The 12,979-nt window shown below is 67.8% G+C and carries 10 protein-coding genes and 1 pseudogene; 5 read left to right on the top strand and 6 right to left on the bottom strand.

Translation table 11 applies throughout. The annotated features are described in order from the left end of the window. Positions 1 to 71: 71 nt before the first annotated feature. Positions 72 to 3,521, bottom strand: a complete 3,450-nt coding sequence (gene smc / locus H6900_03020) for a chromosome segregation protein SMC (protein ID MCC0072241.1) — start codon at positions 3,519 to 3,521, stop codon at positions 72 to 74. A gap of 169 nt (positions 3,522 to 3,690) precedes the next feature. Here smc and H6900_03015 point away from each other — a divergent pair. The 5 genes and pseudogenes from H6900_03015 to H6900_02995 all read left to right on the top strand — a co-directional run bounded on the left by H6900_03015 (position 3,691) and on the right by H6900_02995 (position 7,541). Continuing rightward, a pseudogene (locus H6900_03015) lies at positions 3,691 to 4,137 on the top strand (GNAT family N-acetyltransferase). Then, positions 4,123 to 4,590 carry a GNAT family N-acetyltransferase gene (locus H6900_03010; GenBank protein MCC0072240.1) on the top strand — a complete coding sequence of 156 codons (468 nt, stop codon included), beginning with the start codon at positions 4,123 to 4,125 and terminating at the stop codon, positions 4,588 to 4,590. Before H6900_03015 ends, H6900_03010 begins: the two are co-directional and overlap by 15 nt. 89 nt (positions 4,591 to 4,679) lie before the next feature. After that, positions 4,680 to 5,885 carry a hypothetical protein gene (locus tag H6900_03005; protein ID MCC0072239.1) on the top strand — a complete coding sequence of 402 codons (1,206 nt, stop codon included), beginning with the start codon at positions 4,680 to 4,682 and terminating at the stop codon, positions 5,883 to 5,885. Between the two features lie 161 nt (positions 5,886 to 6,046). Further along, complete coding sequence (locus H6900_03000; GenBank protein MCC0072238.1) at positions 6,047 to 6,499, top strand: DsrE family protein; 453 nt, start codon at positions 6,047 to 6,049, stop codon at positions 6,497 to 6,499. 52 nt (positions 6,500 to 6,551) lie between these two features. Then, complete coding sequence (locus tag H6900_02995) at positions 6,552 to 7,541, top strand: oxidoreductase (protein MCC0072237.1); 990 nt, start codon at positions 6,552 to 6,554, stop codon at positions 7,539 to 7,541. A gap of 58 nt (positions 7,542 to 7,599) precedes the next feature. On the opposite strand, the gene H6900_02990 is transcribed toward H6900_02995, so the two are convergent. The 5 genes from H6900_02990 to H6900_02970 form a co-directional block, all read right to left on the bottom strand. Further along, entirely contained in the window at positions 7,600 to 8,055 is a 456-nt protein-coding gene (locus H6900_02990; protein MCC0072236.1) for a hypothetical protein, read from the bottom strand. A 121-nt stretch (positions 8,056 to 8,176) separates the two neighbouring features. Next, positions 8,177 to 8,674, bottom strand: coding sequence for a hypothetical protein (locus H6900_02985; protein ID MCC0072235.1), 498 nt, complete (start codon positions 8,672 to 8,674; stop codon positions 8,177 to 8,179). 329 nt (positions 8,675 to 9,003) lie between these two features. Further along, a complete protein-coding gene (rmuC, locus tag H6900_02980) occupies positions 9,004 to 10,137 on the bottom strand; it encodes a DNA recombination protein RmuC (GenBank protein MCC0072234.1) in 1,134 nt (377 codons plus the stop codon). Further along, positions 10,134 to 11,960, bottom strand: coding sequence for a DNA mismatch repair endonuclease MutL (gene mutL / locus H6900_02975; GenBank protein MCC0072233.1), 1,827 nt, complete (start codon positions 11,958 to 11,960; stop codon positions 10,134 to 10,136). The genes rmuC and mutL overlap by 4 nt, the downstream gene beginning before the upstream one ends. Before the next feature lie 69 nt (positions 11,961 to 12,029). Then, positions 12,030 to 12,911, bottom strand: coding sequence for a pentapeptide repeat-containing protein (locus H6900_02970; protein MCC0072232.1), 882 nt, complete (start codon positions 12,909 to 12,911; stop codon positions 12,030 to 12,032). Between the last annotated feature and the right edge of the window lie 68 nt (positions 12,912 to 12,979).

Below are 12,979 nucleotides of genomic sequence, written 5' to 3'. Positions count from 1 at the left end.
AGGGGGGCCAGCCCCCCTCTTTGCTGCGCAAATTCACCCCCCGGGATATTTGCGGCACAAAGAAGGGGCGGTCAGGCGACCAGGGCCTCGGCGTGTTTCAGGTCCACGCTGACCAACTGGCTGACGCCCTGTTCGGCCATCGTCACGCCAAACAGCCGATCCATGCGCGCCATGGTCAGCGCGTTGTGGGTGATGATGAGGAACCGGGTCTCGGTGCGGCGCGTCATCTCGTCCAGGAGATCGGCGAAACGCACCACATTGGCGTCGTCGAGTGGCGCGTCCACCTCGTCCAGCACGCAGATCGGCGCGGGGTTGGCCAGGAACACGCCGAAAATCAGCGCCAGCGCCGTCAGTGTCTGTTCGCCGCCCGACAAGAGGCTGAGCGAGGACAGTTTCTTGCCCGGTGGCTGGCAGAGGATTTCCAGCCCGGCCTCGAGCGGGTCGTCCGATTCCACCAACACCAGGCGGGCCTCGCCGCCGTTGAACAGATGGGTGAACAGCGTCATGAAATTGGTGTTCACCTGATCGAAGGCCGCCAGCAGCCGCTCGCGCCCCTCGCGGTTCAGCGCCGCGATGCCAGAGCGCAGCTTGGCCACGGCGGCCTCAAGGTCGGCCTTTTCGGTGACCAGCGTGTCATGTTCCTGGGCCACGGCGCGGGCGTCTTCCTCGGCCCGCAGGTTGACGGCGCCCAGCGCGTCGCGGGCGCGTTTCAGGCGCGCGATCTCGGTTTCCAGATGGTCCGAGGGTGGCATGTCCTCGGCGCTGAGGGCCAGTTGATTGAGCAGGCCCTGCGGGGTGGTGTCCAACTCGTCCGCGATGCGATTCGCGGCCAGCGCGACGGCTTCGCCGGCGGCATCGACGCGGGCCTCGGCGCGGGCGCGGGCCTCGCGGCTTTCGCCGGCGTGGCGTTCGGCGGCGCGTTCGGATTCCTGGGCCGCCCTCAGCGCGCTTTCGCCCGCTAGCAGCGATTCGACGGCGGCGGTGCGGCGGGCCTCGGCCTCGGCGATGGCTTCGGACAGTTCCTCGCGCCGGGCGATGATTTCCTCAGGGGCGGCGGTGGCCTCGGCCAGGTCGTCCTGGGCCTCGTCGGCGCGGCGTTCGAGATCGGCGATGCGGTCGGCGGCGGTCGTCTTGCGCGCGGTCCAGCCCTGGATGTCACGGGCGACCTCTTGCGCGCGGGCGCGGCGGGCAGAGCCCTCGCGGCGGATCTCGTCCTGGGCGGCGCGACGGGCGAGCATTGCCATGCGCGCGGCCTCGACCTGGGTGCGGATGGTTTCGAGACGCGCGCGCCCGGCGTCCAGATCGTCGATCCCCGCCAGCGCCTCTTCGGCCTGGATCAGGCGCGTTTCGGCGGCCTCGGCCTCGGCCTGCATCCGTTCGAGCGCCAACTCCGCGCTTTCGCGCTTCGACTGCGCGAGGCTGGCGTCGGCCTCGGCGCGGGAAAGGGCGCGCAGGGCCTCGGTCAGGCGGGTTTCGGCGGCCCGGCGGGCATCGCGCGCCATGCGGTCGGCATCGGTCAGTTGCTGCAACCGGGCCTGGCGGGTCTGGTGGGCATCGCGCGCGGCGTGCAGACGGGCCTCGGCCTGGTCCAGTTCGACGCGCAGCGCGTCGCGCCGGTTCTTCTGCGTCAGCCTGAGGGCAGCGGCGCTGGGCGCGTCCTCGGCCCGCTGCATGAGGCCGTCCCAGCGCCACAGGTCGCCCGCGGGGGTCACCAGCCGCTGGCCGGGGCGCAGCGCGGAATGGAGCGCGGCGGCCTGATCGGCCGCGACCAGCCCCACCTGCGACAGGCGGCGCGTCAGCTCGGCGGGCGCGCGGACGTGCTGCGCCAGGGGCTGGACGCCGGCGGGCAGGGGGGCGGCGTCGGCATAGGGCGCGAGCGCCCGCCACCCGGTGCCCTGTTCGGCGGCGCGGGCATTGAGATCGTCACCCAGTGCCGCCCCCAAGGCGCGTTCGAACCCGGGTTCCACGCGGATCTGTTCCAGAATTGCGCCGCCGGCATCGGTGTCGCGGGCGATCAACCGATCCAGTGCGGTCAGTTCGGCGGACAGCGCGGTCACCTCGCCCTCGGCGCTGGCGCGGGCGGCGCGCGATTCGACCTCGACGGACTGGGCCTCGGCGCGGGCGGCTTCGGTCTCGGACAGGGTCTCCTCGGCGGCCTCGAGCAGGTCCTGCGCGGCATCGCGGGCCTCGGCCGCGTGATCCTGCGCGGCCTGGGCGTTTTCCACCGTGGCGGCGGCCTGCGCGGCCTCGTCCGCGGCGCGCTGGGCCCCGGCGGCGGCGCGGGCCCCTTCGGTGCGGGCCTCGGCGGCCTGGCGGGTCAGCGACTGGTGGCGCGCGGCCAGACGGGCGACATCCTCGGTCGCTTCGGTCAGATGGGCCTCGATGTCGGCCAGCACATCCGAGGCCTCGCGCGCGGCCTCGACCGCCTCGGCCAGTTTCTCGTCATGCCCGTCCGAGGCGCGGGCGAGTTGCTCTTCCTCCCAGCGCAGACGCGCGATGCTTTCGTCGGCGTCGGTCGCCAGGCCAGCCTCGCGCTGGGCATCCATCCTGAGCTGCTCGATCCGGGCCATCAGGGTTTGCACGGCCTCGCGGGCGCGGGCTTCCTGATCGGTCAAGGTGTCGCGCTGGACATGCAGACGCTGCAAGATGGCACCGGCGATCGCTTCTTCCTCGCGAAGGGGGGGCAGGCGATCCTCGGCGCCCTCGCGCGCGGCGCGGGACTCGCGCGCGGCGCGTTCGGCGGCGGCGGCCAGGGCCACGGCCTCGGCCAGGGCGGATTGCACCTGCGCGCGCGCCTGCGAGGCCTCGCGCCAGCGGCGATACAGGATCATCCCCTCGTTGCGACGCAGCTCGACACCGATCTCACGGTAGCGCGCGGCCTGCCGGGCCTGGCGCGCCAGCACCGTCAACTGCTGCGCCAGTTGTTCGACCGTGTCGCCGACCCTTTCGAGGTTCGTTTCCGTCGCGTTCAGCCTGAGCTCGGCCTCGTGCCGGCGCTGATACAGGCCGGAAATCCCGGCGGCTTCCTCCAGCACCCTGCGGCGGGCCTTGGGTTTGGCGTTGATGAGTTCGGAAATCTGCCCCTGCCGCACCAGCGCCGGGCTGTGCGCCCCGGTCGAGGCGTCTGCGAACAGCATCTGCACATCGCGCGCGCGCACGTCCTTGCCGTTCAGCTTGTAGGCGGAACCCGCGTCGCGCGTGATGCGCCGCGTCACTTCCAGCGCGTCGGTGTCGTTGAACCCGGCGGGCGCCAGCCGGTCCGCGTTGTCCAGGGTCAGCGCGACCTCGGCAAAGGCGCGGGCGGCGCGCGACTTGGTGCCGGCAAAGACCACGTCCTCCATCCCCGCGCCGCGCATCGCGGTGGGGCGGTTTTCGCCCATCACCCAGCGCAACGCTTCCAGCAGGTTGGACTTGCCGCATCCATTGGGGCCGACAACGCCCGTCAGCCCCTCGCGGATCACCAGTTCGGTGGGGTCCACGAAGCTTTTGAAACCGTTCAGGCGCAGGCGGGTGAAATGCACGGGACTCTCGGGCAGACTGGCGCGCAGTTTGGGAACCCGCACCGGATGAGTCAAGGAACCCGGCCCGCATGTGGCGGAATCTTGCAGGTTATCCACAAGATATGGGGGTCGCTGGGGGATTGACGGCGCGCGGGGGCTGGCCCAGCCTTGCGCCAGATCCGAGGGTGCCATGCCGCTGACCGTTTCCGCCGATTCCCCCCGCAGCCCCCAGGCCAGCGCGCTGCTGCGCCAAAGCCTTGCCTATCTGCAAAGCCTGTATCCGCCCGAGGAAAATTTCCACCTGTCGATCGACGCCCTGTGCGCGCCCGACATCCTGTTCTTCACCGCCGCGCTCGACGGTCAGGTCGTCGGCACCGCGGCACTGGCGCTGCGTCCGGACCATGCCGAAGTGAAGTCGATGTTCGTCGCCCCCAGGGCCCGGGGCCGGGGGACCGCCGGGGCCCTGTTGACCCGCCTGATCGCCGAGGCCAAGGCGCGTGCCCTGCCGATCAATCTGGAAACCGGGCCCCGGAACACCGAGGCGCTGGCGCTCTATGCGCGCCACGGGTTCACGCGGCGCGGGCCGTTCGGCGGCTATGGCGAGAGCCCGTCCTCGATCTTCATGGAGCGGCTGGTGCCGCGCCGGTTGGACGGGGATCAGGACATGGCGCCCGTCCATGCGCTGCTGCTGGCGAGTTTTGCCTATATGGACGGGGTGATCGATCCGCCCTCGTCCATGATGCGGATGACGCCGGACGATCTGCGCCGGGACGCGGTGCGCAACGAACTGTGGGTGCTGGGGGACGGACCCCTGGCCTGCATGATCCTGACGCAAAAGCCGGGCACGCTGTATCTGGGCAAGCTGGCCGTGGCCGAGGACGCACGCGGGCGCGGCCTGTCGCGGGTGATGGTGGACCACGCGGTGCGTCGGGCGCGGGCGCTGGGCCTGCCTGCGGTGACGCTGCAAGTGCGGGTCGAGTTGACGCGCAATCAGGCCGCGTTTCGGGCCATGGGGTTTCGCGAGGTGGCGCGCACCGCGCACGAAGGCTACGCCCGGGCGACCTCGATCACCTTTGTGCGGGACCTCTGAGGTCATTGCAGCTGCGACAATCTGGCCAATCGAATTCTTGATTCGGAATTCGTAACACATTCCGAATTTGGAATATTAAGGAGCCAGTCATGACCCCGACCCGTCCCTCGGACACTTACAACCCGATGTATTTCCTGTCTTCCCTTGGTGCCGGCGGATTGTCGGTGACATTCTTCATGTGGCTGATGTTCTGGGTGCCGCACCCCGGAAAGACCGTCCCGGTGTTCGAGGACATCCAGGCCGCCTTTCAGGCCGGCAGCCCGCTGAAACAGGCGATGATCGCCGCCGCCATGGCCGGGATCGCGCTGTTCGTCCTGCTGAACCTGAAGTCGCTGGTCTGGAACCTGTCGCGCTACAGCACCTGGCGGCACACCGAGGCCTTCGCCGCCTTCAGCAAGACCAACGCGCAAAGCCAGTTGATGGCGATGCCGCTGGCGCTTGCGATGTCGGTGAACGGGGTGTTCATCGCCGGGCTGGTGTTCGTGCCGGGCCTTTGGGCCGTCGTGGAATACCTGTTTCCGGTGGCGCTGGCGGCCTTCATCCTGATCGCCGTTCTGGCGTTCAAGCTGTATGGCCACTTCATCGCCCGCATCAAGGTCGAGGGCGGCTTCAACTTTGCCGCGAACAACAGCTTTGGCCAGATCCTGCCGGCCTTTGCCTTTGCCATGATCGGCGTCGGCATGGCCGCCCCGGCCGCAATGAGCGGCAATGTCGCGGTGGTCGGCACCTCGATCGTGGTCAGCACCTTTCTGATGGTCACCGCAATCCTGATCGCCGGTATCGCGCTTGTCCTGGGCATCCGGTCGATGCTGGATCACGGCACCACCGCCGAAACCGCGCCGACGCTGATGATCCTGATCCCGTTGATGACCATCCTGGGCATCCTGATGATGCGCCAGACGCACGGGCTGGGCACCCAGTTCGAAGGCCATGCCACCGATGCGCAGACCTTCATGTTCCTGGCCAAGATGGTGTCGATCCAGGTGCTGTTCGGGCTGTTCGGGTTCCTGATCCTGAATCGGCACAGCTATGGCCGGCGGTTCATCTGGGGGCGCGAAACCTCGGTCATGAGCTATGCCCTGGTCTGCCCCGGCGTCGGGTTCACGGTGCTGATGCAGTTCTTCATCCACAAGGGGATGGTGGCCGTCGGCCTGGTGGACAAGTTCAGCGCCGTCTACTGGGTGCTGGTCGCGATCGCGCTGGCCTCGCAATTCGCCATGATTGCGCTGGTGTTCACGCTGAACCGCCGCCATTTCGGCGCGCCGCGCACGCAACGGGCCGTCCCCGCAGAGTGACTCGCAGAGTGACGGGGCCAATCCCGGCAACGACAGAGCGGCCCCCCGGTGCGGGGCCGCTTTTTCATTCGGATATGCATATGCTTGCGTGATGAGGCGATTGCGGCCAAGCTGTCGGTCCGCGTGTTTGGGAGGACGCGCTTCATTCAGGGAGGATACCGATGACGACACTTGCCACCCGCGCGCTGCGCGGACTCGGGCTTGCGGCTTTCGTGGCGCTGGCCACCCCCCTCGCCGCCGGGGCCGAGGTCAACCGCGTCGCGATTCACGTCGATGACAACGATCCGGCGCGCATGAACATGGCGCTGAACAACGCCAACAATATCGTCAGCTATTACCAGAGCCAGGGCGAAGAGGTCGAGATCGAGATCGTCACCTATGGCCCGGGTCTGAACATGCTGCGCGCCGACACCTCGCCGGTCGCCGACCGGGTGGCGCAGATGTCGATGGAGCACCCCAACGTCAGCTTCCAGGCCTGCAACAACACGTTGCAGGGAATGCAGCGGCAGGCCGGGCACGAGATCGCGCTGCTGGCCGAGGCCCATGTCGTGCCCTCGGGAGCGGTGCATCTGATCGAATTGCAGCAACAGGGCTGGGCGTATCTCAGGCCCTGACTTTGGCCGGCGGCGCGTGCTATGGCATGGGCCATCAGATGGAGGATGGCCCATGTTCACAGCCCTTGTCGTGGAAAAGGACGATGCCGGCGCAACCCATGCGGCTGTGCGGTCGCTTGATGACGACCGCCTGCCCGCCGGAGACGTCACCGTCGCGGTCGAGTATTCGACGCTGAACTACAAGGACGGGCTGTGCCTGACCTCGGGCGGGGGGTTGGTGCGGACCTACCCGCATGTGCCGGGCATCGACTTTGCCGGGACGGTCGAAACCTCGGACGATCCGCGCTATGCGCCGGGCGACCAGGTGATCCTGACCGGCTGGCGCGTGGGCGAGGTGCACTGGGGCGGTTACGCCACCCGCGCCCGGGTCAAGGCCGACTGGCTGGTGCCCCTGCCCCAGGGATTGACCACGCGGCAGGCGATGGCCATTGGCACGGCGGGTTTCACCGCGATGCTGGCGGTGACGGCGCTTGAAGATCACGGCCTGGCGCCCGGCACGGCCGAGGTGCTGGTCACCGGCGCGGCGGGGGGTGTCGGCTCGGTCGCGGTGGCGATCCTGGCGCATCTGGGCTATCAGGTCGCCGCCGTCACGGGGCGCCCGGAAACCCAGGCCTATCTGCAAAGCCTGGGGGCCACGCGCGTCGTGCCGCGCGCCGAGCTTGCCGAAACGGTGAAGCGCCCGCTCGAGGCCGAGACCTGGGCGGGCTGCATTGATGCCGTTGGCGGCGCGATGCTTGCGCGGGTTCTGGGGCAGATGCAGTATGGCGGGTCGGTGGCCTCGGTCGGGCTGGCGGGGGGCGCGGCGCTGCCGGCGACGGTCATTCCGTTCCTGCTGCGGGGCGTGAACCTGCTGGGCATCGATTCCGTCATGCGCCCCTATGCCGACCGGGTGCGCGCCTGGTCGCGGCTGTCGCGCGACTTGCCGCTGGATCAACTGGAACGGATGATCCGCCCCGCCACGCTGGCCGACCTGCCGGCGCTGGGCCAGGCGATCCTGAAAGGCCAGGTGCAGGGCCGCGTCGTGGTGGATGTGCGCGCCTGAACGGAACAGGGGGCACCGCGGCGGCGCCCCCATTCACGCTGTTGCGGCGCGGCGGCGATCAGGTCGGCGGCGGGGTGATGATCGCCACGCCCGAATTCCACATCCGGCGCGCCATATTGAAGGACAGGTGCCAGACGACGCCCGGCGAAACCTCGATGCTGCCGATTGCGACCGCCGCCTGCGGCAGCCCGCCCGCCGCCGACGAGGCATACCCCTCGACCGCAACGGTCATGGCGCCGCCATTGCTGCCGAAGGTGACCGACCCGGTAAAATGGCAGTCGTTCTCCAACACCAGAAGCCCGGAGATCGACTGATACATGGTCGGCGGCGTTTCGGTTGCCCTCAGGCCCATACAGGTCCCTTGGAACCGTCCCCAATTGTCGTAGAAGCTGACGCTACAGGCCAGGGAATCCGGGTCTGCGTTCATCACGCCAAGCATTGTCCAGTCCCGGCGAAACGCGCCCCGGTCGCAGGTGGTATCGGCAGCGGCCGCCAGCGGCGAAAGGGCGGTCACTGCAAAAAGCGCGGCAGTCAGGGTATTTCTGGTCATCGTTACACTCGGCACTCGGTGAATTGGCTTATCGGCGCAGGGAACGGACGCGCGACCATCGCGGGCGGTGGTCGCGCACCCGGGATCAGGCCGGCGGCGGGGTGATGATTGCCACGCCCGAATTCCACAGCCGGCGGATCATGGTAAAGGACATGTGCGCGGTGTATCCCGAAATATCCAGGCTGCCGAAACCGGTTGCCATTTGCGGCAGGCCCGCGACCCCTGACCAGGCGTAGCCTTCCAGCGGAACGGTCCAGGTGGCCAGCGGATCGACCACCGTCACCGATCCCGTGAAGTGGCAGTCGGCATCCAGGATCAGCCGGCCCGAAATGCTGGAGTAGATCTCGTCCGGGGGGGTGGTGGGGCCGGTCGAGGACAGGTCGTGGCAGGTGCCCTCGAACCGGCCATAGCTGTTGATGAAGCTGAGCGAGCAGGCGATTGTTTCCGGGTTCGCGTTGGAATCGATGCTCATGGTCCAGTCGCGGCGGAACGCGCCCCGATCGCAGGTCGTGTCGGCCATCGCGGCCAGTGGCGCAAGCGTGACAAGCGCGATGGCGGCAGAGCTGATTGCGGATTTCAACATGGCAGGAATTCCTTTCAAGAGAGCGCCGAAACGACCCCATCGAACCCTTGCCATATCGTTCGAAATAATCAGGTTCGCCCGGGGGACAAAACGTCGATGGTAGCGTCAGACAAGAATTGGCGACAAAGTCAGTTCATGACTATAGGCCGCGCGTTTACCCTGACAACCGATAAATTTCAGGCTGCGACGGTATATACCACCGCAACCCGGCGAGAATTCCCCAGGCGCGCCGCGGCCGGCGCAAGAGGTCCCTGGGCCAGCCCGCGATCCCAGCCGAAACAACCGTCAAAATAAAACGACCGAAAATGTCGCCTTTTCCAGACGGATTTTCAGCCGTCACCGCGCAGCGGCAAGACGGGGGTTTCGGGGGCCAATTCCTCGAAATCGAAATTGTCCAGGCGGCGCGAGCGGCGGCCGGCCTTGTCGGCAGAAATACGGATCTCGGCGACATCTTTTTGCGCCTGCGAAAAATGCCGATCCAGATTTTCAACCCGCAGACCCAGGCGGTCGATATCCTTGCCCAACTCGCTGAGCTCGCGCCGGATCGCGCCGGCCTGTTCGCGCATTCGCGCGTCTTTCAGCACCGCGCGCAGGGTGTTCAGCGTGGCCATGCAGGTGGTGGGCGAAACGGTCCAGACGCGCAGCGCGAATCCTTCACGCACCAGTTCGGGAAAATTGGCGTGCAATTCGGCGTAGACCGCCTCGGAGGGCAGGAACATCAGCGCGCCGTCGGCGGTTTCCCCCTCAAGGATATAACGGTCGGCGATGGCGCGCATGTGATGGCGGATCGCCGTGCGCATCTGGCGACGGGCCTCCTGCACCTCGGCCTCGGTGGTGGCGTTGCGCAGGGCCTCGTAGGGTTCCAGCGGGAACTTGGCGTCGATGGCGATGGGGCCGGGCGGCTTGGGCAGGTGCACCAGGCAGTCCGTGCGGCGGCCGTTCGAAAGCGTCGCCTGCATCGTATAGCTGTCCGAGGGCAGGGCGCGCGACACGATGTCATGCAACTGGATTTCGCCGAACGCGCCGCGTGCCTGTTTGTTCGACAGAATGTCCTGCAACGACAGCACGTTGCCGGACAGTTTCTCGATATTTTCCTGCGCCTTGTCGATGGCTTCCAGACGGGCGTGCAGGTCGCCCAGGCTGCGCGCGGTGCGCACGGCGCTGCCTTCCAGCGCCTCGCCCATGGTATCGGACACCTCGGACAGGCGCTGTTCCATCAGGTGCAACATCTGCGCCTGCGATTTGGCCTGCGCCTCGCTGACGTGGTGCAAGCCGCCCGCCAGATGCTGCTGGCTGTCGTTCAGGGCCTGCACCCGGCGACCCAGTTCGCCCATCTGCCATTGCAGGGGCGCGGTGCCGCGCGCGGCCTTCATCACGGCGTGCAGGATCAGCAGCAGCACCAGCAGGACCACCCCGGCGGCCAGGGCCGCCAAAACCAGCGGATCGGAAAAGTCGAGGGTCATCGCCGGCCAAACAGCTTTTCGATATCGTCGAGCTTCAGTTCGACATAGGTGGGCCGCCCGTGGTTGCACTGGCCCGAGAGCGGCGTCGCTTCCATCTCGCGCAGCAGGGCGTTCATTTCCTCGGCCCGCATCTGGCGGCCGGACCGGATGGAGCCGTGGCAAGCCATGCGGCTGAGCACGGCGTCGATGCGCGCGCCCAGCGCCTGGGTCTGGCCCAGGTCGGACAGCTCATCCAGGATGTCCAGCACCAGACCGCGCGCATCGCAGCGGCCCAGCGCGGCGGGGGTTTCGCGCACGGCGATGGCGTCGCCGCCAAAGGGTTCCAGCACCAGGCCCAGACGCGCCAGATCCTGGGCATGGTCCAGCAGGCGGCGCGCGTCGCCGGCGCTGAGGGGCACGATCTCGGGGATCAGCAGCGCCTGCGCGGTGACGCCGTGTTCGGCCATCTGCCGTTTGAGGCGCTCATAGACCAGCCGCTCATGGGCCGCGTGCTGATCGACGATGACGATCCCGTCGCGGGTCTGGGCGATGATGTAATTCTCGTGCACCTGCGCGCGGGCGGCGCCCAGGGGGGCGTCGGTCGGGCCTTGCGCGGGCTCGACCCGGGCGGCGGCATAGGGCTGGGGCGCTTCCGCCAGGTCCACGGGCGCCTGGGCGTCATAGCTGCGCTGGATCGCGGCCAGACCCGGGCGGCTGGCGAAATCCATCTGATAGATTCGCGGCGCCATCGGCGCGGCGGGTTCGGGACGCAGGGCGCCCAGCGTCGCCGTCGCAACCGTGCCCGAGGCCCGGTGGCCGGCCCCGGCCAGCGCGTGACGGATGCCGGTCACGATCAGCGCCCGCACCAGGCCGGGGTCGCGGAACCGGACCTCGGCCTTGGCGGGGTGGACGTTCACATCGACCAGATGCGGGTCACAGTCGATGAACAGAACCGCCGCCGGGTGCCGGTCCCGGGCCAGCACATCCATATAGGCGGCCCGCAGCGCGCCGATCAGTTGCTTGTCGCGCACCGGACGACCGTTGACGAAGATATGCTGCGCCACCGCCGCGCCGCGCGAATAGGTCGGCAGCGCGGCAAAGCCGGACAGCCGCACCGCGTCGCGCTCCAGATCCAGCCGCAGCGCGTTGTCGGTGAACTCGCGCCCCATCAGCCGCGCAAGACGGGTGCCCAGCGCGTCGAACAGCTCGCCCTGTTCGGCATCGACGCGCAGAATCTCGCGCGCGGCGTCCGCGTCATGCAGGGTGAAGCCGACATAGGGTTCGGCCATGGCCAGCCGGCGCATCGTGTCGGTGATCGCCTGCATTTCCGCCCGATCCGAGCGCAGGAACTTGAGCCGCGCGGGCGTGGCATAGAACAGGTCGCGCAATTCGACCTGGGTGCCGCGATTGAGAGCGGCCGGGCGCACCGGCCCGATCTGGCCGCCCGCGACGGCGATCTGCGCGCCCTCGTGCCCCTCGGCCCGGCTGGCAATGGTCAGGCGGCCGACCGCACCCAACGAGGGCAGCGCCTCGCCGCGAAAGCCAAAGGTGTGAATGTCCAGCAGGTCCGAGCCGTCGATCTTCGATGTCGCGTGCCGGCTCAAGGCCAGCGGAAGGTCCTGCGCGGTCATGCCGTGGCCATCGTCGGTGACGCGGATCAGCGTCTTGCCGCCGCCCGCGATATCCACCCGCACCCGCGTCGCGCCCGCGTCCAGCGCGTTTTCCACCAGTTCCTTGACCGCCGAGGCCGGCCGTTCCACCACCTCGCCCGCCGCGATCCGGTTCGCGGCGGCATCGTCGAGCTGTCGAATCACGGGCCGCGATTCGGGGCTGGCATGGCGCATGTTGGGGCGACTGGCGTTCATGCTACTAGGCATAGCATGACGGCCCGCCGGACGAAAGCGAGTCGGCGGTCAATCGGGCGGCGCAATGCAGGGCTCGGGGCGGTAAGTACGGATATGACTCGTCGGGTCAAACTGACAATGCACAACGGCGACACGAGGGTCCAGTCCGATGGGTGGTTGGTCGTGCCAGGTCCACGCTGCCGAGAAATCCGCCTGACCCTGACCGATGGTCCCGGTGAAATCCGCGCCCGAAAGGTTGGCTTCCCGAAAATTCGCGTTTGTGACATCGACCCCGATCAGCAGCGCGTTCCACAAATTGGCTCGCAGCAGGTTCGCGGAAATCAAATATGCACCCGAGAGGTCAGCGCCCGCAATGAACGCTCCCTCAAGATTGGCAAGATACAGGTTCGCATCTCGCAGATTGGCATCCGCAAAATTGGCCGAGCGAAGATCAGCACTCGCGAACAAGGCGCGAAACAGATTCGTTTCAACCAGAATCGCTTGCCGCAGATCGGCAACTCTCAGATCGCTGCCAGACAGATTGGCGCCGCGCAGCACGGCCCCTTGGCCATTCCTTGGCGGCAAGGAGAGTCGAGTCAGGGCGGTCGGAGCGTTACACTCCATGCGTTCGCGCATCAGATTGAAGGACCAATCCGCCCCCATGCGTTCGCACGACAGGTCGATACCGCTCAGCGAAACCCCCTGCGCGGCCAGATACTCCATCGCTTCCCGCTTGCCGGAATTGCCAGGCGCGGGCGTTGTGAGGGTGGTCCAGGCGCGGGCGATGGCTTCCTCGCGCCGGGCGGCATGACTGGCCGCAATTTCAGTCAGGGTTGCGGCGTTGACGCGGCGGGCCTCGATCCGGTCGTTGTAGTCGATCCAGAAGGCCAAGCTTGCCAGCAGGATCGACGCGAAAGTGGCCAGCAGCACGATCCGTTCGAACCAGCCCAAGCCCCACGATCATCCAGCCTGCCGCGGTATGGGCCGGGCGTCTGCGGGTATGAGGCCGTGCGCGTTTC

This window comes from Rhodobacter sp. (assembly GCA_020637515.1).
In the GTDB taxonomy this organism is placed as follows: domain Bacteria; phylum Pseudomonadota; class Alphaproteobacteria; order Rhodobacterales; family Rhodobacteraceae; genus Pararhodobacter.
The sequence above is the reverse complement of the archived record's forward strand: the minus strand, read 5'-3'. Positions and strand labels throughout refer to the sequence as shown.

Bases quoted from the DNA above. Each gene is read 5' to 3' on its own strand.
- H6900_03010 (MCC0072240.1), top strand. From the start codon at position 4,123: ATGGAGCGGCTGGTGCCGCGCCGGTTGGACGGGGATCAGGACATGGCG.
- H6900_03005 (MCC0072239.1), top strand. From the start codon at position 4,680: ATGACCCCGACCCGTCCCTCGGACACTTACAACCCGATGTATTTCCTG.
- H6900_03000 (MCC0072238.1), top strand. From the start codon at position 6,047: ATGACGACACTTGCCACCCGCGCGCTGCGCGGACTCGGGCTTGCGGCT.
- H6900_02995 (MCC0072237.1), top strand. From the start codon at position 6,552: ATGTTCACAGCCCTTGTCGTGGAAAAGGACGATGCCGGCGCAACCCAT.
- H6900_02985 (MCC0072235.1), bottom strand. From the start codon at position 8,674: ATGTTGAAATCCGCAATCAGCTCTGCCGCCATCGCGCTTGTCACGCTT.
- rmuC (MCC0072234.1), bottom strand. From the start codon at position 10,137: ATGACCCTCGACTTTTCCGATCCGCTGGTTTTGGCGGCCCTGGCCGCC.
- mutL (MCC0072233.1), bottom strand. From the start codon at position 11,960: ATGCGCCATGCCAGCCCCGAATCGCGGCCCGTGATTCGACAGCTCGAC.